Raw genomic sequence first — 20404 nt, 5'->3', positions numbered from 1 at the left:
AGGAGTTTCCATGCTGAGAGGAATGTTCGTTGCGGCGACATTGGCCCTGTCCGGGCCGGTTGCTGCACAGGATTTCAAGGTTGTCACGACATTCACGGTGATCGCGGATATGGCGCGCAACGTGGCGGGCGACGCGGCCGAGGTGGTGTCTGTCACCAAACCGGGCGCAGAAATTCACGGCTATGACCCCACGCCGCGCGATCTTGTGGCGGCGATTGATGCCGATCTGGTGCTGTGGAACGGCATGAACCTTGAGCTGTGGTTCGAGCAATTCCTGCGCAATCTGGGCGACAAACCTTCGGTCACGGTCAGTGACGGGGTCGCGGAAATTCCGATTTCGGAGGGTTCCTATGAGGGCATGCCCAATCCGCACGCCTGGATGTCTTTGGACAACGCGCTGATTTACGTAGACAATATCCGCGACGCGCTGGCCGAGCATGACCCCGAAAATGCCGAGATCTATGCCGCCAATGCGGAGGGGTATAAGGCCGAGATCACGCAGGCGATTGCGCCGTTGCGCGATTTGATCGGTTCGGTGCCCGAGGCGCAGCGCTGGCTGGCCACCTGTGAGGGGGCGTTTTCCTATCTGGCGCGGGATTTCGGGCTGCGCGAGGTCTATCTTTGGCCGATGAACGCCGACCAGACCGGCACGCCGCAACAGGTGAAACGGATGATCGACACCATCCGCGAACAGGCGATCCCGGTGGTGTTTTGCGAAAGCACGGTCAACACCGACCCGGCCAAACAGGTCGCGCGGGAAACCGGCGCGCGTTATGGCGGCGAGCTGTTTGTTGACAGCCTGTCGGAGGCGGATGGGCCGGTTCCGACCTATCTTGATCTGCTGCGCGTGACGACCCAGACAGTGGTGAACGGATTGACCGGTGAGTAAAATCGCGCCGCAGGATTTTGACAGCGCCGGGCTTTGGGTCCGCGATTTGGCGGTGACCTATCGCAACGGCGTTACCGCGCTTAAGTCGGCCAGTTTTGCGGTGCCCAAGGGATCAATCGCGGCTTTGGTTGGCGTGAACGGGGCCGGGAAATCGACGCTGTTCAAGGCGATCATGGGGTTTTTGCCCGCCTCGCGCGGCGAGATTGGCATTCTGGGGCAAGGGGTGTCCGCCTCGCTCAAGCAGGGGCTGGTGGCCTATGTTCCGCAGGCCGAAGAGGTGGATTGGACCTTTCCGGTGCTGGTCGAAGACGTTGTTATGATGGGGCGATATGGCCGCATGGGCCTTTTGCGCATCCCGTCGGCCAAGGATAAGGCGGCGGTGCAGGTCGCGCTCGACCGGGTTGGGATGACCGGCTATCGCAAGCGCCAGATTGGCGAATTGTCGGGCGGGCAGCGCAAGCGGGTGTTTCTGGCGCGGGCCTTGGCGCAAGAGGGGCAGGTGATCCTGCTGGATGAGCCGTTCACCGGCGTCGATGTGCAAACCGAAGAGGCGATTATCGCGCTGTTGGGCGAGCTTCGGGCCGAGGGCAAAGTGATGCTGGTATCGACGCATAACCTTGGGTCGGTGCCGGAATTTTGCGATCAGGTGGTGTTGGTCAAGGGCACGGTGCTGAACTATGGACCGACCGCCGAGGTGTTTACACAAGCGAACCTTGAAGCGGCGTTTGGCGGCGTGTTGCGGCACTTTGTTCTGGGCGGCACCGATCTGCATGACGACGAGGATGCGCGGGCGATCACCATCCTGACCGACGATGAGCGGCCGTTTGTGATGTACGACGATCAGGCCCGGACCAACCAGCCACCCATTGAACCGCCCATAGACTCGCGCAGAGAGGGCGAGGAATGAGCCTGCTGCTCGAACCGTTTTCCTATGGCTACATGACCAACGCGATGTGGGTCAGCGCGCTGGTCGGCGCGGTGTGCGCGTTTCTGTCGGCATATCTGATGCTTAAGGGCTGGTCGTTGATCGGCGATGCGCTTTCGCATTCGATCGTGCCGGGGGTGGCGGGGGCCTATATGCTGGGCCTGCCGTTCGCGCTGGGCGCGTTTTTGTCGGGCGGATTGGCGGCGGGGGCGATGCTGTTTCTCAACCAGCGCAGCGGGCTGAAAGAAGACGCGATCATCGGCATAATTTTCACCAGCTTTTTCGGCTTGGGGCTGTTCATGGTCTCGGTGTCGCCGGTGTCGGTGGATGTGCAGACCATCATCCTTGGCAACGTTTTGGCGATCACGCCGGAGGACACTTTGCAGCTTGCGGTGATCGGTTTTGTCTCGCTCGGGGTGTTGCTGGTGAAGTGGAAAGACCTGATGGTGGCGTTCTTTGATGAGAACCACGCGCGCTCGATCGGGTTGCGGCCTGAACGGTTGCGGTTCATCTTTTTCGTTCTGCTGAGCGCGTCTTGTGTGGCGGCGTTGCAGACTGTCGGCGCGTTTCTTGTGGTGGCGATGGTGGTGACGCCAGGGGCGACCGCGTATCTTTTGGCGGACCGGTTCCCGGTGTTGCTGGTGATCAGCGTGGCGATTGGCGCGCTGACCTCGTTTCTTGGGGCCTATATCTCGTATTTCCTCGACGGGGCGACCGGGGGGATCATCATCACGCTGCAAACCTCGGTGTTTTTGCTGGCGTTTTTCTTTGCCCCCAAACACGGGTTGCTGGCGTCACGCGCACGGGCGGCCCGGTCTTTGGATGAGGCGATATGATGGACCAGTTGCTGTTGCCCTTCCTGTTTCCGTTTATGCAAAACGCCTTTTGGGTGGTGCTTTTGCTGGCCGCGCCGACCGCTATTTTGAGCTGTTTTCTGGTGCTCAAGGGCTGGTCCCTGATGGGCGATGCGGTCAGCCATGCGGTGCTGCCGGGGGTGGTGCTGGCCTATATGCTGGGGATTCCGCTGTTGATCGGGGCGTTTGCGGCGGGGATGACTTGCGCTCTGGCGACCGGGTATTTGAACGCCAACAGCCGGATTAAGCAGGATACGGTGATGGGCGTGGTGTTTTCCGGCATGTTTGGGCTGGGCATGGTGATGTACGTCAAGGTGCAGACCAATGTGCACCTCGATCACATTCTGTTTGGCAATATGCTGGGGGTCGGTCCGTCGGATCTTTGGACGGCTGGGATTGTCGGCGCGGTGGTGACGGTGGTTTTGGTGCTGAAGTGGAAGGATCTGCTGCTGCATGCCTTTGATCCGGCGCAGGCGCAGGCGATTGGGCTGCCGGTGGCGTGGCTGCATTACGGGCTGTTGTCGATCCTGTCGCTGACGATTGTTGCGGTGCTAAGCGCGGTGGGGCTGATCCTGGCGATTGGGCTGCTGATTTCGCCGGGGGCGATTGCGTTTTTGTTGACGCGGGAGTTTCGGCATATGCTGGTGGTGGCGGTTCTGGTGAACCTGAGCGCCATGCTGGGCGGGGTTTACGCGAGCTTTTGGCTCGACAGCGCGCCGGCACCGACGATCATCCTGATGCTGACCGTGTGGTTCATCGGGGCGTTCATCTGGCGGCAATGGCGCAATTCGCGGCGGGAAGCTGTGAGCTGATCTCGTGGCTTAGGGTTTTGTTAATTACACAGATTTAGGGTGAAGGGGGCGTGATGGCCAAGGTTGGATTTATCGGAACGGGGCATATTTCGGCGCCGATGGCGCGGGCGTTGGCGCGTGACGGGCACAGTGTGACGGTGTCTGAGCGCAATACCGAGGTGTCGGCGGCGCTGGTGGCGGCGAACCTTGGGATTGCCGTGGCGGACAATCAGGGCGTGGTGGACGCCAGCGATGTGGTGTTCCTTTGCCTGCGCCCGGCGGTGTGGCAGGCGGCGGTGGCACCGTTGGACTTTCGGGCCGAGCAACAGGTCGTTTCGGTGATGGCCGGGGTGGCACTGGCGGATTTGGCTGAGGCTTGCGCACCTGCGACGCGGCTTTCGGTGACGATTCCGTTCGGGTTTATCGAGCAGGGCGGATGCCCTTTGCCGCTTGTGGGCGATCTTGCGGCGGTGACCACGTTGTTTGGCGGCGCAAACACTGTGCTGCCGCAGCGCGATGAGGCGGCGTTGCGGCCGCATTTCGCGGCGTCGACTTTGGTGAGCGCGGCGTATGGATTGTTGGAAACCGGCGCGGGATGGCTTGCCGATCAGACCGGCGATGCGGACGCGGCCGAGGTATATATGTCCAGTCTGGTGGCTGGTATTTTGAGCAATGCCGATCTGGGCCGGGCCGGGCGCATGGCGGAAGAGAAGGCGGCGTTGGCCTCGCCCAACTCGCTCAACCGGCAGATGGTCGAGGGGTTGGCGGCGCAGGGGGCCTATGAGGGCGTGCCCGCGCTTCTGGACCGGATCGCGCGCAGTATGGGCTAGGACGCTGGCCAGCTTGCGGGGTGTCGGCGGACGGGGCCCGAGGGGATGCGCCATTGCGGGGCTGTGCCGTTTACGGTGAGCGGCGGGTGCATGCGCCGTGCTGGGCCCCAGCCGGTGTGTTCCGGGGTTGGGGCGTAATCGTCGGGCTGCGCGGTGATCACGCTGTCGGGTGTCAGGCTGCCAGCGGTGGATTTCAGGCACTCGGCGGTGCGGGCCAGTGAGAGTTCGGCGCGTGTTGTGCGGCCTTCGGCGCGATGCGCCAATGCGCGGAGGATTGTTGCGGCGAGGAGGTAGCCTGTGCCGTGGTCGAGGGCTTGAACCGGGAGGGGGAACGGTGCTGTCTGGCCCGAGATGCGTGCGCCTTCGGCGGCGATGCCGCAGGACATCTGGACGAGGGAATCAAAGCCGCGCCTGTTGTGCCACGGCCCTGTGCGGCCATAGGCGGACAGGCTGACGTCGATCAGGCCGGGGTTCAGCGCGCGGCGGGCCTCGGGGCCAAAGCCCAAACCTTCGAGCGCTCCGGGGCGGTAGCCGTGCAGCAGGACATCGGCCGAGCCGAGCAGCGCGGTAAAGGTGGCGCGGTCGGTGGCGGTGTGCAGGTCGAGCCCGGCGCAGTGTTTGCCGGGATTGACCTCGGCCTCGGCGGCGGGTTCGTTCCAATGCGGTGGATCGATGCGCAAGACCTGCGCGCCGTAGCCAGCCAGCAGGCGTGACGCCACCGGGCCGGCCAGCACGCGGGTCAGATCGAGCACGCGCAGGCCGTGCAAGGAGGTGATCGTGCGCGGGGCGGTGTCTGTGGCGGGGTGCCAGCGGACCAAAGGCTCGGCACTGACGGCGCGCCCTTGGGGGTGCTGGCGCCAGTCATCAGCGCTGCGCAGGGCGGCGGCGCAGCCGTTGGCGGCGACAATCGCGGCCTCCAGCGGCTCGGCTTGCCACGTTGCGACGGCCTCGGACACCGCCTCGCGATTGGGCGGGCAGGTCAGCACTGAGAGCGCCGCTGTCCGGTGGTGGGGCGCGTTGGTGTGGAGGCGGATGAAGCCGTCGCGGGTGGCGTAATTGCCGGCAATCGGGTCCCAGATTGAGGGCAGGTCCCAGCCGTCGGGCCGCAGGGTCATATCAAACCAGAGCGAGGCGCGGCGGCGATCCACCGTGACATCTGCGGCGCTGTGGCCGCTGAGTTCGGCGAAGGCGGCACCGGCAGCGGCGATGGTGGCGGAGGCGAAATCGCTGACGGCATAGACCGAGGGCAGGTTGCCGGTTCCGGTCTCGACGAAGGGGGTGGCCGCGATGTTCAGGGCGGCGCAAATTTCGGGCCAGTAAAGATTGTCCATCGGGGGCTCCGCTGCGGTGGGGTGCTGCGATGGTGACGGGTGATGGCGCGGGCGGCAATCTTGAATGGGAGGATTTATGGGGAATTTGGGCGAAAAAGAGCGCGCGTGCGGTGGATCATAGGAGAGTGGGGGCCGATCCATTGATGGATCGGTGACGATCTGTTGCCAGATCGTGGCCGATTTTTTTCAAAAAAATCGGGGCCGCCAAGAGGAGGGGTTAGCGCGATGCCTTTTCGGCGAGGCCCGAGGTGCCTTGGCGGCGCGCCAGTTCGGACAGCACGTCATCAAGCGGGATGTCGCGGGCGGCGAGCATGACCAGCAGGTGATAGAGCACGTCCGCCGCCTCATACGTCAGGTTCTCGCGGTCGTTTTTGGCGGCGGCAATGATCGCCTCGATCGCCTCTTCCCCGAACTTTTCGGCGCATTTCTCCGGCCCTTTGGACAGAAGCTTGGCGGTCCAGGAACTGTCGGGATCGCTGCCTTTGCGCGCCTCGATGGTGGCGGCCAGATCGTGCAGAATGCTCATGCCAGCCTCATCGCGATGCCCGCGTTGGCCATGTGCTGTTTGGCCTCTGCGATGGTGTAATCGCCGAAGTGAAAGATCGACGCGGCGAGCACGGCAGAAGCCCCGCCTTCGGTGACGCCTTCGACCAGGTGGTCCAGCGTGCCGACGCCGCCCGAGGCGATGACCGGCACCGCGACCGCATCGGAAATCGCGCGGGTCAGCGGCAGGTTAAAGCCTGCGCGCGTGCCGTCCCGGTCCATCGAGGTCAGCAGGATCTCGCCCGCGCCTTTGGCAGTGACAAGCTGGGCAAATTCCACGGCGTCGATGCCGGTGGGTTTGCGGCCGCCGTGGGTGAAAATCTCCCACTTTCCGGGGGACACGGTCTTGGCGTCGATGGCGCAGACGATGCATTGGCTGCCGAACTGGTCGGCCGCCTGGGCGATGACATCGGGGTTGGCCACGGCTGCGGAGTTAAAGCTGACCTTGTCGGCCCCGGCGAGCAGCAGTTTGCGCACATCCTGCGCCGTGCGCACGCCGCCGCCGACGGTGAGCGGGATGAAACATTGCTCGGCGGTGCGCTGCACCACGTCGAGCATCACACCGCGGTTTTCGTGGGTGGCGTGGATGTCGAGGAAACAGAGCTCGTCCGCCCCCGCCGCATCATAGGCGCGCGCCGATTCCACCGGGTCGCCCGCATCGCGCAGGTCGACGAAGTTCACGCCTTTGACAACGCGGCCATCGGCGACGTCAAGGCAGGGGATGATACGGGTCTTGAGCATAGCGCTCTCTTAGTGCGCCGCGGCGGATGGGGCAAGCGAGCGATTGCAAATGCCGGTGGTTTCAGAAATGGTATACCAAATTCAAATCAGGAGAGTGACGATGTCGGGGCAATTTGCGAGCTATCCCAGCCTTGCGGGCAAATCGGTATTTGTGACCGGCGGCGCGTCGGGCATTGGGGCCGATATCGTGCGGGCCTTTGCCGAACAGGGCGCGCGGGTCGGGTTTGTCGATCTCGACGCGGCAGCGGGGGCGGCGCTTTGTGCTGAGGTTGGCGGAGATGTGACGTTTGAAGTCTGCGATCTGCGCGACATCGACGCCCTGAAAGCGGCGTTTGCGGCGCTGGCCGCGCGGGTTGGCGCGGCGGATGTCTTGGTGAACAACGCGGCGCGCGATGATCGCCACGATTGGCGCGAGGTTACGCCAGAGTATTGGGACGAGCGGCAGGCCACCAACCTGCGCCACCAGTTCTTTGCCATTCAGGCGGTTGCGCCGGGGATGATTGACGCGGGCGGCGGGTCGATCATCAACATGGGGTCGATCAGTTGGTGGCTGGGGCAGGGCGGAATGCCGGCCTATACCACCGCGAAAGCCGCCATTCACGGGCTGACGCGCAGCATGGCGACCGATCTGGGGCCGCATGGCATTCGGGTCAATACGGTGGTGCCCGGCTGGGTGATGACCGAGCGGCAAAAGGCGCTTTGGGCCACGCCCGAGGCTTTGGCGGCCAACCTTGAGACGCAGTGCCTTAAGGAGCTGATCGAGCCGGTTTACCTTGCGCGGATGGTGCTTTTCCTTGCGTCCGAGGATGCGCGGATGTGCACGGCGCAGAACTTCTTTGTTGAAGCGGGGTCTATGTAGCGGCTTTCGGCGCGGTGCGTTTGGCCCACCAGTTCAGGGCAAAGACCACAAGCGCCAGCGCCGGGCCGATCAGGGCATAACCCAGCAGGATCACGCGGATTGCGGGGGCGGCGGCGTTGAAGGCATTTGCCAACGGTGCACCGCCTAGGCAATCGGCGTAGTCCGCGTAGAGACCGCCGCCGCAGAGAAAGGCGGGCAGCACCGCCAGCGTGATCAGCACGGCAAAGCCGACCCCGCCCCACAGCATGATCCGCCGCGCCACGGGGTGGGGCTGATCGTGCGCAGTGAGGGCGGCGACGATGGCCGGCACCACGAGGAAAAAACCGAGGAGAAAATCGTTGAGCACCGCAGGCTCCGGCAATGGCGAAAGTTACTGCGCCATTATGGAGAGTGCCTCGCGCAGGTCAATCGCGCCGTCATAAAGCGCGCGGCCCGAAATGGCGCCGTTCAGCGGTGCGCCACAGGTTTTGAGCGCGGTGAGATCGGCCAGCGACGACACACCACCCGACGCAATCACCGGGATCGAAACGGCATGAGCCAGCGCGGCGGTGGCTTCGATGTTCGGCCCCTGCATCGCGCCGTCGCGGTTGATGTCGGTGTAGATGATCGCGGCCACACCGGCGTCTTCAAAGCTGCGCGCGAGGTCGGTGACAAGCACATCGGTTTCCTCGGCCCAGCCCTTGGTGGCAACGCGGCCATTGCGGGCGTCGATGCCAACAGCGACCTGACCGGGAAAGGCTTTGGCGGCGGTGCGCACCAAACCCGGGTCTTCGACAGCGGCGGTGCCAAGGATGACGCGGGCCAGCCCTTTGTTCAGCCAGCTCTCGATGGTGGCGAGATCGCGGATACCGCCGCCAAGCTGGGTTGGCACCGACGTGGCCGCGAGGATCGCCTCGACCGCGCCGGCATTGACCGGGGCCCCGGCAAAGGCGCCGTTCAGGTCGACAAGGTGCAGCCATTCACAGCCAGCCTCGACAAAAGCGCGCGCTTGCGCGGCGGGATCATCGTTGAACACGGTGGCTTTTTCCATGTCGCCACGCAGCAGGCGCACGGCATTGCCGTCTTTGAGGTCGATGGCGGGATAGAGGATCATGGCGGTTTGTACCTTCTCAGCAGTCGCGCGGCGTGTGGCACGTCACGTCACGGATTGCAATGGACCCGACGTCACAGTTGCCGGGCGTGGCCCTCGCGCGCCAAGGTTTGGCGACGATAGGGAGGATATCGAATGAAGAGATTTGCAATGGCACTGGCGGCGCTGGGCCTGATGGCAGGGGCGGCTGCGGCGGACCCGGTGGAAGGCGTGTGGAAGACCGAGCCGGACGATGGATCGTATGCGCATGTGACGCTCGCCCCTTGCGGGCCGCAGATTTGCGGTGTGATCAGCCGGACGTTCAACGCCAGCGGCGAGTATAATTCGCCCAACAAGGGCAAGAAGCTGGTTATCGGCATGACGCCAAGCGGCAGCGGCAAATATGTCGGCAAGGTTTGGCGGCCGTCGAACGACAAGATCTACAACGGCAAGATGCAGCTGAGCGGCAACACGCTCAAGATGTCGGGCTGTGTGGGCGGGCGGCTGTTTTGCACCTCGCAAAGCTGGAACCGTGTAAAATAACGCTTATCTATGAAGCTGGCGCGATTGGCGTGCCAGCTTCATAGGAGATCGGCCATGGGCCGAATTCTGAGTATTGCGGCCATTGTCATTGCGATGGCCGGTGCTGCGCAGGCCGAGCCTGCCTTGGGCCTCTGGGCCTCGCCTCCGGATCACAAAGGTCAAACCGGGATTGTACAGGTCGGGCGCTGCGGCGCGCGGCTGTGTGGCACGCTGATCAAGGCGTTTGATCCCGCAGGCCAGCAAATCACCACCGCGAATGTCGGAAAGCGGCTGCTTTGGGATATGCAGGCGCAGGGCGGTGGCAGCTATGGCGATGGGCGGGTTTACGTGCCGATGTTTGGCAGGGATTATCCGGCGCAAATGACGGTGACTGGTACGCAGATGACGGTGAAGGGCTGTCTTGCCGGGGTCTGCAAAAGCCAGACGTGGCGTCGGGTGAACTAGCGCGCCAGTGTCTTGAGAGTGCCCTGAGGCGGGCCCGGCTTACGGGGCCCAGCGCAGGAAGTTTGCGATCATCCGCAGACCGTTGGCCTGGCTTTTCTCGGGGTGAAACTGGGTGCCGATCATGGTGCCTCGCCCGATCACGGCAGTGACATCGCCGCCATAATCGACATGCGCCAGCCGCTCGGCCGGGGTGTCGACACGGAAGTGGTAGGAGTGGACGAAATAGGCGTGCGCGCCGGTTTCGATGCCGTCAAGAACCGGGTGCGGCGCGTCGACCACCAGATCGTTCCAGCCCATATGCGGCACCTTGAACGTCGGGTCGGAGGGCGTGATCTTGACCACCTCGCCACCAACCCAGCCCAGCCCCGGTGTGTCTTCGTATTCGCGGCCCATGCTCGCCATAAGCTGCATGCCGACGCAGATGCCCATGAAGGGACGCCCACGGGTTTCGACCGCTTCGACCATTGCATCGTACAGGCCAGAGTGGCCGGTGAGCTGCTTCCAGCAAGCGGGAAAGGCCCCGTCGCCGGGCAGAACGATGCGATCGGCGCGGGCCACCACATCGGCGTCGCCGGTGACAACGATCTCGCCACCGTCGGTTTCGGCGGCCATGCGTTGGAATGCCTTTTCGGCAGAGTGCAGGTTGCCGGATTCGTAATCAATCAGGGCTGTGAGCATGGTGGCGGGCCTTTCGTGCTGTCGCTAGAGGGGGTCGCGCGAATCCGCTTCGGCGTCAAGACCTCGCCCGGACCAGACTGCGCGCGCGGGCGAAGCGAAACGCCCTATACTTCTTCTGTTCTAAAATACCTTGGGGGGTCTCGGGGGGCAAAGCCCCCCGGCCTCTCCGCCCGCGCAGGTGCTGCGGGAAAAAGCCCGTGTCAGAGCGCGCCTTTGGTCGAGGGGATGGTGTTGGACGTGCGCGGATCGGTCTCGACCGCCTCGCGCAGCGCCCGCGCCACAGATTTGAAGGTGGCCTCGGCGATGTGGTGGCTGTTGAACCCGTGCAGCGCGTCGATGTGCAGGGTGATGCCGCCATGGGTGCTTAGCGCCTGAAAGAATTCGCGCACCAGTTCGGTGTCGAAGGTGCCGATCTTGGCGGTCGGCATGTCGGCGTTCCAGATCAGGAAAGGCCGCGCCGAGAGGTCCAGCGCGGTGCGCACCTGCGCGTCGTCCATCGCCAGCAGGCACGCGCCGTAGCGGCGGATGCCGGTCTTGTCCCCCAGCGCTTGTACCAGCGCCTGGCCGATGGCGATGCCGGTGTCTTCGACTGTGTGGTGATCATCGATGTGCAGATCGCCGGTCGCGCGGATTGTCATATCGATCAATGAGTGGCGCGACAGTTGGTCGAGCATGTGATCGAAAAAGCCGATGCCGGTCTGGTTATCGTAAACGCCGGTCCCGTCGAGATCGAGCGTGACCGAGATATCGGTCTCGGCAGTTTTGCGGGTGATCGTGGCTGTGCGCATCTGGCTCGTCCTTTGAAGTCAGCGCCTTATAGGCCGGGCGCGTCTGCGGGCCAAGAGGCCCCGCCGCGGTTTTCCCGGGCTTGTGCGCACGCGGCCACTGTGCCAGCTTTCGCTGTGCAAAAGAGGGCCACGCATGACAACCTGTGTTTTCGTTCAAATTCGCTGCAAACCCGGCACCACCTATAAGGTGGCCGAGGATATCACGCTGCGCGAAATCCATTCCGAGCTGTATTCCACCAGCGGCGATTTCGATCTGCTGATGAAGATTTACATCCCGAGCGATCAGGACGTGGGCAAATACGTCAACGACCATCTGCTGGATATTCCGGGCATCGAGAGGTCTTTGACCACGCTGACGTTCAAGGCGTTTTAAGCGCGGCCTACCCTTGCCTGCGGGCGGGGGGCAGGCCGGAAAACAGCGTGCAGCCAAGGGTTTGGCGCAGGGCGGTGACAAGCTCATCAGTGGTTTCAGCGGCGGCATAAAGCCCGCCGGTGCGGTGGGCAAGACAGTCCGCCACGGCGGGGACAGGGGCGACCTCGGGGTTGCCGTCGCCGCCTTCCCAATTGAAAAAGGCACCGCGCACCCGGAAACCGATGACATGCACCGTGAGGTTTGCGCCATTGGCAGCGAGGTCGCTGGCCAATTGGCAGGGCGCGCCGCCGCAGGTTTCTTTGCCATCGGTGACAAGCACGATGGTGCCGGGGCGGGTGCGGTAGTCCAGCGCTTCGGCGGCGAATTCCACGGCGCGGGTGAGCGCGGTGTTGCCGTCGGGCGTGAGGCTGTCGATCTCAAAGAGGATGCGCGCGGCGGCGTCGGGCGTGGGCGGCAGGCGCAGGTCAACGAAGCTGCAGCTATCCGTTTCGCCAGCGTCGGCACGGGCGGGACCATAGACCACCAGCCCGACGCGGCGGACGGGCGTGACCTGTGGCAAGGCCTCGTGCAGGGCGCGGCGGGCATCGTTGATCCGGGGAACATCAAGGCCGTTATAGCCCATTTCGGCCATCGACCCGGAGGCATCAAAGACAAGCATTGCGTCTTCGGTACAGGTGGCAAATGCGGTGGTGGGGAGGAGTGCGACAAGAGCCAGCGTGGCGCGCAAGTGGGGCAAAAGTGACATGGGCGGAGTATGCCGATGCCGGTGCTGCGCGCCTATATGGCTTTGGTCGTATACGTCGTCAGCGATCCTGAAGGACCGTCTGGAGCGGGCGAGGCGATTCGAACGCCCGACCCTAACCTTGGCAAGGTTATGCTCTACCCCTGAGCTACGCCCGCTCTTTGACGTGGCGTGGAATTACGACGCTATGAGAAAAGGTGCAAGCAAAAAATTCGCACTTGCGGCAATGCGCTGAAATTAGAGCGTTACGCGGAAAGCCTGGCTCACCCAACACGGCCTGAAATCAAAGATTTCAACGCATTAGGGGGTGCATCTTGTTTTAGGGAATGCGCGTAACGCTTTTATGTAAATTTTACGGATTTTGGTAGGGGGGCAAGTCGGCGGCGCGGGCGCGCCGACTCGTGTTGGGGCAGAACAGGGCTTATTGCTGAACCTGCAAGCTCACTTGCAGCTGTTCTTCGCCGGCGCCTTGGCGGATGCCGAGAATCGGGGCGGCGTCGTGGTAATCGCGTCCGGTGGCGATGCGCACATAGCGGCAATCGGGCGAGATGCCGTTGGAAACATCGAAACCGACCCAGCCAAGACCCTCGGTCCAGATTTCGCACCACGCGTGGCTGGCGTTCTGGAATTCCTGGCCTTCCATAAACAGATAGCCGCTGACGTAGCGCGCCGGATAGCCGATCTGGCGGGCGGCGGCGATCATGATGTGGGCGTGGTCTTGGCAGACGCCCTGACCGGCGGTGATGGCCACCTCGGCGGTGGTGCCGCTGTCGGTGCGCCCGGTTTCATAGGCCACAACATCGAGAATTTCGGCCGACAGCTGGTGCAGGGTGCCCATATCATCAAGCTCGGTGGTCTCATCGCGGACCCGCGCGGCAAGCTGGCGGACATTGTTGCCCGGCGCGGTCAGCGCGGTGTGCTGTTGGAACAGCCACAGCGGGGTAAACCCGACATGATCGCCAACAACGCCAGCGCAATCCTCAACCTCGACAAGGCCGCGGCTGGTGATGTCGATCCGTGTGCCGCCCCGGTCAACCTTGACCAGTTCGGTGAGGTTGACGAAGGCATCGTCAAAGCGCAGCTGTTTGGTGCCGCCCGAAATCTCGGACTCCCAGTTCAGCACGGTTTGGCCCTTGCCAGAGCGCGGGGTCAGCCGCAGCTGTTGCAGCGCGTAATGCACGGGGGTGTCGTAGGAATACGACGAGGTATGTGTGATGGACAGTTTCATGACATTATTCATAGAACCTGAAATCTCTTTCGATTTCGTTCGCAAGAGAGATCGTGTCGCCGATGAAATTCTTGAGAAACTCGTGCAGACCGGTTTGGAAGATTTGATCGACAGTCAGATTGGCAAACTTTGCCCGCGTCGCCGCAGCCCGTTCCCGGCTTGGGTGCTGCATTTTATATTCGCTGTCGAGTTGCGCCAGATGGTCGTCGATCTGCTCGATGCAGAAGGTCAGAGATCGCGGCATGCGCGCATCGAGGATCAGGAAATCGGCAATGCCACGGGGCGAAATATCGCCCGCATGCAGCCAACGATAGGACCGCGCCGCCGAAACCGAGCGCAGGATGACCTCCCACTGGGCATTGTCGACCTTGGTGCCGACAAACGCCGCCGAGGGCAGCAGGACGTAGTATTTGACGTCCAGAATGCGCGAGGTGTTGTCGGCGCGTTCCATAAAGGTGCCGAGCAGGGCGAAGGAGTAGATGTCATTGCGCAGCATGGTGCCGTGTAGCGCGCCGCGCACCACCGAGGTGCGATACCGGATCATCGCCAGCGTGTCATGCAGGGTGCGTTCGGTGATCGGGCGGTCGAGCGCCTTTTTCACCTTCATCCAGCATTCGTTGGTTGCCTCCCAGACTTCGCTCGACAGGGCGGTGCGCACCTGACGGGCGTTTGAGCGCGCCAGATCGAGCACCGACATCACGCAAGACGGGTTGTCGCGGTCGCGCAGCAGGAAGTTGATGACATTGGCGGCGGTGTATTCGTCGTATTTCGCCTCATACCGCTGGCTGATGCCGGCAGTCATGATGATCGACTGCCATTCGTTGGTGTCGTCGCTGTCGCGGGTGAGCGCCATGCGCCACCCGGCTTCGAGCAGGCGTGCGGTGTTTTCGGCGCGTTCCAGATACCGAGACATCCAGAACAGGCCGCCCGCAGTCTTTCCAAGCATCATGCGTTATTCCCCCAGAACCCAGGTGTCTTTTGTGCCGCCGCCTTGGGAGGAGTTGACCACCAGAGAGCCTTTTTTCAATGCGACGCGGGTCAATCCGCCCGGTGTGATGGCGATCCGCTCGGGCGAGACCAGCACAAAAGGCCGAAGATCGACATGGCGCGGGGCCAGCCCGGATTTGGCAAGGATCGGCACGGTCGACAGCGCCAGCGTGGGCTGGGCGATGTAGTTCGACGGCTTGGCGCGCAGCTTCGTCTCAAACGCCGCAATCTCGCGTTTGCTTGACGCGGGGCCAACCAACATGCCGTAGCCGCCCGATCCGTGCACCTCTTTGACCACCAGTTCCGACAGGTTTTCAAGTACATAGGCCAGAGTATCAGGTTCGGAACAGCGGAAGGTTGGCACGTTTTTCAGGATCGCGCGTTCGCCGGTGTAGAACTCGATGATCTCGGGCATGTAGGAATACAGCGCCTTGTCATCCGCGATACCGGTGCCCGGCGCATTGGCGATGGTGATGCCGCCCGAGCGATAGACATCCATGATTCCCGGCACGCCCAGAAGGCTGTTGGGGTTGAAGGTCAGCGGATCGAGATATTCGTCATCGACGCGGCGATAAAGCACGTCAATCGGCTGATAGCCTTGGGTTGTGCGCATCGCCACGCGGCCATCAACGATCTGAAGGTCGGGGCTTTCGACAAGCTCGGCCCCCATCTGATCGGCGAGGAAGGCGTGTTCGAAATAGGCCGAGTTGTGGATGCCCGGCGTCAGAACCGCGACCACGGGTTTGCTGTTGGGCGAATTCGACGGCGCGCTTTCACACAGCGAACGGCGCAGGTTTTGCGGATAGCCACTGACCGAACGCACCTTCATCCGGGTGAACAGCTCGGGGAACATCTGCAACATGGTTTCGCGGTTTTCGAGCATGTAAGACACCCCCGACGGGGTGCGCACATTGTCTTCGAGCACAAAGAATTCGTCTTCGGAGGTGCGCACAAGGTCGACACCGACGATATGGGTGTAAATGCCGCCCGGAGGGCTGACGCCAATCATTTCGGGGCAGAAGGCGGCGTTGCCGGCGATCAGCTCCTTGGGGATGCGACCGGCGCGGATGATTTCCTGTCGATGATACAGGTCATGCAGAAAGGCATTGATGGCGCGCACGCGCTGTTCGATGCCACGCTCAAGCTTGGCCCATTCGCGCGCGGCGATGATACGGGGCACAATGTCGAAGGGAATTAATCGCTCATCAGCTTCATCCTGGCCATACACGTTGAACGTGATGCCGATTCGGCGGAAGAATTCCTCAGCGTCTTTTGACTTACGTCGCAATCGGTTGAGGTCATCGTCGCTGAACCAGTCAAAATATTTGCTGTAGGGATCCCGAACTTGATCCGGACCCTGCAACATCTCATCAAAACACTTAAAATTCGCTGTCATTCGAGCATGGTCGCTTACCTTGAACTCCCTGCAAGGAACATCTGTCCCAAATACCAAAATCCGCCCCTTGTGGCCGGGGGGTAAGGTCAACAATAGGGCAGTTTGCCTAAAATTCTATCGTAAAGAAAATTACTTTGGGGTAGGTACAATTTGTACGATAAGTACCCACGCATACGGATCGAACCTGCGCTGATGCACAGGACCGAAAAACCGTATGATGATTCTTAGAGAAAATTGGAGCGGGCGAGGCGATTCGAACGCCCGACCCTAACCTTGGCAAGGTTATGCTCTACCCCTGAGCTACGCCCGCTTCCTTGGGTTCGTGCCGTTTATTCAGTGTTGCGCTGCTCTGCAAGAGAAAATCTGCCGGGCGGGCGATATTTTTGCAAAACGGCCTGGCGTTACGCGAAAAACCTGACTCACCTATCGCTGCCTGAAATCAAAGATTTCAACGCATTGGGTGATGCTTGTTGTTTCAGGTAATGCGCGTAACGCTTTAGCGCGGTTCGATCAGATCCCAGCGATTGCCCCAGGGATCGCGGAACACGGCGACGGTGCCATAGGGTTCGTGGCGCGGGGCTTCTTCGAACACCACATCGGCGGCACAGAGCCTTGTGTGATCGCGGGCAAAATCATCGGTGTGCAGGAACAGCCAGACGCGGTCGCCGCCCTGTTGGCCGATGGCGGTGCGTTGATCGCCCACAGCTTGCGCCAAGAGGAACTGGGTTTGCCCACTGTCCGAGCCGACGCGGACCCAGCGTTTGCCGTTTCCGTGGTCGCTGTCTTCGAGCAGGGTAAAGCCGAGCACATCCACAAAAAAATCGATCCCCTCCTGATAGGAGGGGACCAATATTGAGACCAATGCGAGGTGTGCCGTCATTCCAGCTCGATCAGCAGATCCTTGGCGTCGATCTGGCCACCGGGCTGCATGTGAACCGCTTTGACGGTCGCATCGCGCTCGGCGTGAATGCCGGTTTCCATCTTCATCGCTTCGATGGTGAGCAGCAGGTCGCCGTCTTTGACGGTGTCGCCCGCCTTGACCGCAACTGTCGCCACAACCCCCGGCATCGGCGCGCCGATGTGGTTGTCGTTGCCGACCTCGGCCTTGGGACGCGCTGCCGTTGAAGCGGCGGCCTTGCGGTCGGGCACGCGGATCACGCGGGGTTGGCCGTTGAGCTCGAAGAACACCTTCACTTCGCCGTCTTCCTGGGTTTCGCCCACCGCCTGAAGCCGGATTTCCATGGTTTTGCCTGCGTCGATCTCGGAGGTGATCTCTTCGCCCGGTGTCATGCCGTAAAAGAAGGTATGCGTTGGCAGGGTACGGACCGGGCCATAGGCGCGGTGACGGCCCATGTAATCAAGGAACACCTTGGGGTACATCAGGTAGCCGTTGAGATCTTCGTCATCGATGGCAAGACCGTTCAGCTCGTCCGACAGCTCTTGCCGGGTGGCTTCGATGTCGACCGGTTTGAGGTGCTTGCCGGGGCGTTCGAGATTGGGTTTCTCGCCCTTCAGCACCTTCTTCATGATCTTGGCAGGGAAGCCGCCGGGAGGCTGGCCGAGGTTGCCCTTCATCATGTCGATCACGCTGTCGGGGAAGGCGACGTCAATCTTGGGGTCTTCGACCTCGTCACGGCTAAGCCCTTGGGACACCATCATAAGTGCCATGTCACCAACCACTTTGGACGAGGGCGTGACCTTGACGATATCGCCGAACATCATGTTCACATCGGCATAGGCCTGCGCGACCTCGTGCCAGCGTTCCTCAAGGCCCAAGCTGCGCGCCTGGGTTTTGAGGTTGGTGAACTGACCGCCGGGCATTTCGTGCAGATAGACCTCGGAGGCGGGGGCCTGCATGCTCGATTCAAAGGCGGCGTATTGGCCGCGCACCGCTTCCCAATAGTTGGAAATCTCGCGGATCGCGGCGATGTCGAGACCGGTGTCGCGCTCGGTAAAGCGCAGCGCTTCGACGATAGAGCCGAGGGTCGGCTGCGAGGTGTTGCCCGAGAGCGCATCCATCGCGCCATCAACGGCATCAACGCCCGCGTCAGCGGCGGCCATGATGGTGCCGATTGCCGCGCCGGATGTGTCGTGGGTGTGGAAGTGGATCGGCAGGCCGACCTCTTCTTTCAGCGCCTTGACCAGCGCGCCAGCGGCGGAAGGTTTGAGCAGACCGGCCATATCCTTGAGGCCAAGGACGTGTGCGCCGGCGTCGCGCAGTTCCTTGCCCATGTCGACATAGTATTTCATGTCGTATTTCGAGCGGTCGGGATCGCGGTAATCGCCGGTGTAGCAGACGGTGCCTTCGCAGACTTTGTTGGCCTCTTGCACCGCGTCCATTGCCACGCGCATGTTTTCCACCCAGTTGAGCGAATCGAACACGCGGAACACATCGACGCCGGTTTCGGCGGCCTGTTTGACGAAGAATTGCACCACGTTGTCGGGGTAGTTGGTATAGCCGACGCCGTTGGAGCCGCGCAGCAGCATCTGGGTCATCACGTTGGGCATCGCGGCGCGCAGATCGCGCAGGCGCTGCCACGGGCATTCCTGCAAGAAGCGGTAGGCCACGTCAAAGGTCGCGCCGCCCCAGCATTCGACCGAGAACAGCTGCGGCAGTTTGTGCGAATAGGCCGGGGCGACCTTGATCATATCGATCGAGCGCATCCGGGTGGCCAGCAGCGACTGGTGGCCATCGCGCATTGCGGTGTCGGTGATAAGCACCTGTTTCTGCGCGGACATCCAATCGGCAACCGCCTTGGGGCCCTTTTCCTCAAGCAGGTTGCGGGTGCCATAGGCCGGCTGTTCGCCCAGCGGAATGCGCGGCGGCTTGGCGGGCTTCAGCTCGGGGTGGGGCTTGGGACGGCCCTGCACCTCGGGGTGCCCGTTCACGGTGATGTCGGCGATATAGGTCAGCACCTTGGTGCCCCGGTCGCGGCGCTTCTTGAAGTGGAAAAGCTCGGGCGTCTCGTCGATGAACTTGGTGGTGTACTGGTTGTTGAGGAAGGTCGGGTGCTTGAGCAGGTTTTCCACAAAGGCGATGTTGGTCGACACGCCGCGCACGCGGAATTCGCGCAGGGCGCGGTCCATACGGGCAATCGCCTTTTCCGGCGTCTGCGCCCAGGCCGTGACCTTGGTCAGCAGCGAATCGTAGTAGCGGGTGATCACGCCGCCCGCATAGGCGGTGCCGCCATCAAGGCGAATGCCCATGCCGGTGGCCGAGCGATAGGCGGTGATGCGGCCATAATCGGGGATGAAATTGTTCTGCGGGTCTTCGGTGGTGACGCGGGTTTGCAGCGCGTGACCGTTGAGGCGGATGTCATACTGGCTGGCTTTGCCGGTGGCCTCGGACAGCGATTTGCCCTCGGCGATCAGGATTTGCGCCTGCACGATGTCGATGCCGGTGACTTCCTCGGTGACGGTGTGTTCCACCTGCACGCGGGGGTTCACCTCGATGAAGTAGAACTTGCCGCTTTCCATATCCATCAGGAATTCGACGGTGCCGGCGCATTCATAATTCACATGGGCGCAAATCTTGCGGCCAAGTTCGCAGATCTCTTCGCGCTGGGCCTCGGACAGGTATGGCGCGGGCGCACGTTCGACAACCTTTTGGTTGCGGCGCTGGACCGAGCAATCGCGTTCGTAGAGGTGATAGATGTTGCCGTGGCTGTCGCCCAGGATTTGCACCTCAACGTGGCGGGCGCGGGTGATCATCTTTTCCAGATACCCCTCGCTGTTGCCAAAGGCGGCTTCGGCCTCGCGGCGGCCTTCAAGCACCTTTTCCTCAACCTCGGCTTCGGAGAAAATCGGCCGCATGCCGCGCCCGCCGCCGCCCCAAGAGGCTTTGAGCATCAGCGGATAGCCAACCTCGGCCGCTTCTTTCTTGATCGCGGCCATGTCATCGCCCAGCACTTCGGTGGCGGGGATGACCGGCACACCGGCCTCGACCGCGACCTTGCGGGCGCTCGCCTTGTCTCCAAGGGCGCGCATGGTGGCGGCTTTGGGGCCGATAAAGGTAATGCCGTTGGCATCGCAAGCATCAACGAAATTGGGGTTTTCCGACAGCAGGCCATAACCCGGATGGATCGCATCCGCGCCGCATTGCTTGGCCACACGAATGATCTCTTCAATGCTCAGATAGGCGGCCACCGGCCCCATACCTTCGCCGATGCGATACGCCTCGTCTGCCTTGAACCGGTGGAGACCCAGCTTGTCTTCCTCGGCATAGACCGCGACGGTTTTCTTACCCATCTCGTTGGCGGCGCGCATGATGCGGATGGCAATCTCGCCTCGGTTGGCGATGAGGATCTTCTTGAAGTCAGGCATTCCGGGTATCCGTTATGTTGCGTTGCAGCATGGTGGGACACTGGCGGAACAAGGGCAATCTGTTTCTCCC

Annotated in this window: 22 protein-coding genes and 2 tRNA genes; 9 read left to right on the top strand and 15 right to left on the bottom strand. The window is 62.2% G+C overall.

Going from position 1 to position 20404, the window contains the following annotated elements; genetic code table 11:
* Positions 1 to 10: 10 nt before the first annotated feature.
* The 5 genes from ACW9UO_RS09245 to ACW9UO_RS09225 are packed head-to-tail and all read left to right on the top strand — an operon-like array spanning position 11 to position 4289.
* Positions 11 to 889, top strand: coding sequence for a metal ABC transporter substrate-binding protein (locus ACW9UO_RS09245; RefSeq protein ID WP_457085532.1), 879 nt, complete (start codon positions 11 to 13; stop codon positions 887 to 889).
* A complete protein-coding gene (locus ACW9UO_RS09240; protein ID WP_457085531.1) occupies positions 882 to 1796 on the top strand; it encodes a manganese/iron ABC transporter ATP-binding protein in 915 nt (304 codons plus the stop codon). The genes ACW9UO_RS09245 and ACW9UO_RS09240 overlap by 8 nt, the downstream gene beginning before the upstream one ends.
* Positions 1793 to 2650, top strand: a complete 858-nt coding sequence (locus tag ACW9UO_RS09235) for a metal ABC transporter permease (RefSeq protein ID WP_457085530.1) — start codon at positions 1793 to 1795, stop codon at positions 2648 to 2650. The genes ACW9UO_RS09240 and ACW9UO_RS09235 overlap by 4 nt, the downstream gene beginning before the upstream one ends.
* Entirely contained in the window at positions 2647 to 3480 is an 834-nt protein-coding gene (locus ACW9UO_RS09230) for a metal ABC transporter permease (RefSeq protein WP_457085529.1), read from the top strand. Before ACW9UO_RS09235 ends, ACW9UO_RS09230 begins: the two co-directional genes overlap by 4 nt.
* A 53-nt stretch (positions 3481 to 3533) precedes the next feature.
* A complete protein-coding gene (locus ACW9UO_RS09225) occupies positions 3534 to 4289 on the top strand; it encodes an NAD(P)-binding domain-containing protein (protein WP_457085528.1) in 756 nt (251 codons plus the stop codon).
* Here ACW9UO_RS09225 and ACW9UO_RS09220 read toward each other — a convergent pair.
* The 3 genes from ACW9UO_RS09220 to hisF all read right to left on the bottom strand — a co-directional run bounded on the left by ACW9UO_RS09220 (position 4286) and on the right by hisF (position 6904).
* Positions 4286 to 5620 (bottom strand): CoA transferase, encoded by a 1335-nt coding sequence (locus tag ACW9UO_RS09220; RefSeq protein ID WP_457085527.1) that lies wholly within the window; start codon positions 5618 to 5620, stop codon positions 4286 to 4288. The two genes, ACW9UO_RS09225 and ACW9UO_RS09220, sit on opposite strands and share 4 nt — an antisense overlap.
* Before the next feature lie 217 nt (positions 5621 to 5837).
* Positions 5838 to 6146, bottom strand: coding sequence for a phosphoribosyl-ATP diphosphatase (locus ACW9UO_RS09215; RefSeq protein ID WP_457085526.1), 309 nt, complete (start codon positions 6144 to 6146; stop codon positions 5838 to 5840).
* Entirely contained in the window at positions 6143 to 6904 is a 762-nt protein-coding gene (gene hisF, locus ACW9UO_RS09210; protein WP_457085525.1) for an imidazole glycerol phosphate synthase subunit HisF, read from the bottom strand. The genes ACW9UO_RS09215 and hisF overlap by 4 nt, the downstream gene beginning before the upstream one ends.
* 100 nt (positions 6905 to 7004) lie before the next feature.
* Between hisF and ACW9UO_RS09205 the strand changes: the two genes are divergently transcribed.
* Positions 7005 to 7763: an SDR family NAD(P)-dependent oxidoreductase gene (locus ACW9UO_RS09205; protein ID WP_457085524.1), complete on the top strand. Its 759-nt coding sequence runs from the start codon at positions 7005 to 7007 to the stop codon at positions 7761 to 7763.
* On the opposite strand, the gene ACW9UO_RS09200 is transcribed toward ACW9UO_RS09205, so the two are convergent.
* Entirely contained in the window at positions 7756 to 8109 is a 354-nt protein-coding gene (locus ACW9UO_RS09200; RefSeq protein ID WP_457085523.1) for a hypothetical protein, read from the bottom strand. The genes ACW9UO_RS09205 and ACW9UO_RS09200 overlap by 8 nt on opposite strands.
* Positions 8110 to 8133: 24 nt before the next feature.
* Positions 8134 to 8856: a 1-(5-phosphoribosyl)-5-[(5-phosphoribosylamino)methylideneamino]imidazole-4-carboxamide isomerase gene (hisA, locus tag ACW9UO_RS09195; protein ID WP_457085522.1), complete on the bottom strand. Its 723-nt coding sequence runs from the start codon at positions 8854 to 8856 to the stop codon at positions 8134 to 8136.
* 132 nt (positions 8857 to 8988) lie between these two features.
* Here hisA and ACW9UO_RS09190 point away from each other — a divergent pair, with 132 nt between their 5' ends.
* Both ACW9UO_RS09190 and ACW9UO_RS09185 read left to right on the top strand, forming a co-directional pair.
* A complete protein-coding gene (locus ACW9UO_RS09190; RefSeq protein ID WP_457085521.1) occupies positions 8989 to 9375 on the top strand; it encodes a DUF2147 domain-containing protein in 387 nt (128 codons plus the stop codon).
* A gap of 54 nt (positions 9376 to 9429) precedes the next feature.
* Entirely contained in the window at positions 9430 to 9819 is a 390-nt protein-coding gene (locus tag ACW9UO_RS09185) for a DUF2147 domain-containing protein (RefSeq protein ID WP_457085520.1), read from the top strand.
* A 39-nt stretch (positions 9820 to 9858) separates the two neighbouring features.
* Here ACW9UO_RS09185 and hisH read toward each other — a convergent pair whose 3' ends face one another.
* Both hisH and hisB read right to left on the bottom strand, forming a co-directional pair.
* The gene (gene hisH / locus ACW9UO_RS09180; protein WP_457085519.1) at positions 9859 to 10497 is read right to left on the bottom strand and encodes an imidazole glycerol phosphate synthase subunit HisH; all 639 of its coding nucleotides are present in this window, start codon (positions 10495 to 10497) and stop codon (positions 9859 to 9861) included.
* A 200-nt stretch (positions 10498 to 10697) separates the two neighbouring features.
* Positions 10698 to 11285, bottom strand: coding sequence for an imidazoleglycerol-phosphate dehydratase HisB (gene hisB, locus ACW9UO_RS09175; protein WP_457085518.1), 588 nt, complete (start codon positions 11283 to 11285; stop codon positions 10698 to 10700).
* Between the two features lie 133 nt (positions 11286 to 11418).
* Here hisB and ACW9UO_RS09170 point away from each other — a divergent pair, with 133 nt between their 5' ends.
* Positions 11419 to 11658 (top strand): Lrp/AsnC family transcriptional regulator, encoded by a 240-nt coding sequence (locus ACW9UO_RS09170; protein ID WP_457085517.1) that lies wholly within the window; start codon positions 11419 to 11421, stop codon positions 11656 to 11658.
* 7 nt (positions 11659 to 11665) lie between these two features.
* Here ACW9UO_RS09170 and ACW9UO_RS09165 read toward each other — a convergent pair whose 3' ends face one another.
* The 8 genes from ACW9UO_RS09165 to ACW9UO_RS09130 form a co-directional block, all read right to left on the bottom strand.
* Positions 11666 to 12403, bottom strand: coding sequence for a vWA domain-containing protein (locus ACW9UO_RS09165; protein WP_457085516.1), 738 nt, complete (start codon positions 12401 to 12403; stop codon positions 11666 to 11668).
* 80 nt (positions 12404 to 12483) lie between these two features.
* A tRNA-Gly gene (locus tag ACW9UO_RS09160) sits at positions 12484 to 12558 on the bottom strand.
* Positions 12559 to 12821: 263 nt separating this feature from the next.
* On the bottom strand, positions 12822 to 13628 hold the full coding sequence (locus tag ACW9UO_RS09155; protein ID WP_457085515.1) for a transglutaminase family protein: 807 nt from the start codon (positions 13626 to 13628) through the stop codon (positions 12822 to 12824).
* A gap of 4 nt (positions 13629 to 13632) precedes the next feature.
* The gene (locus ACW9UO_RS09150) at positions 13633 to 14577 is read right to left on the bottom strand and encodes an alpha-E domain-containing protein (RefSeq protein WP_457085514.1); all 945 of its coding nucleotides are present in this window, start codon (positions 14575 to 14577) and stop codon (positions 13633 to 13635) included.
* A gap of 3 nt (positions 14578 to 14580) precedes the next feature.
* The gene (locus ACW9UO_RS09145) at positions 14581 to 16011 is read right to left on the bottom strand and encodes a circularly permuted type 2 ATP-grasp protein (RefSeq protein ID WP_457085513.1); all 1431 of its coding nucleotides are present in this window, start codon (positions 16009 to 16011) and stop codon (positions 14581 to 14583) included.
* Positions 16012 to 16246: 235 nt separating this feature from the next.
* Positions 16247 to 16321 (bottom strand) — tRNA-Gly (locus tag ACW9UO_RS09140).
* Positions 16322 to 16507: 186 nt separating this feature from the next.
* Positions 16508 to 16891 (bottom strand): VOC family protein, encoded by a 384-nt coding sequence (locus tag ACW9UO_RS09135; protein WP_457085512.1) that lies wholly within the window; start codon positions 16889 to 16891, stop codon positions 16508 to 16510.
* Positions 16888 to 20334 carry a pyruvate carboxylase gene (locus ACW9UO_RS09130; RefSeq protein ID WP_457085511.1) on the bottom strand — a complete coding sequence of 1149 codons (3447 nt, stop codon included), beginning with the start codon at positions 20332 to 20334 and terminating at the stop codon, positions 16888 to 16890. Before ACW9UO_RS09130 ends, ACW9UO_RS09135 begins: the two co-directional genes overlap by 4 nt.
* Between the last annotated feature and the right edge of the window lie 70 nt (positions 20335 to 20404).

This window comes from Marinovum sedimenti (genome assembly GCF_054052205.1).
The sequence above is the reverse complement of the archived record's forward strand: the minus strand, read 5'-3'. Positions and strand labels throughout refer to the sequence as shown.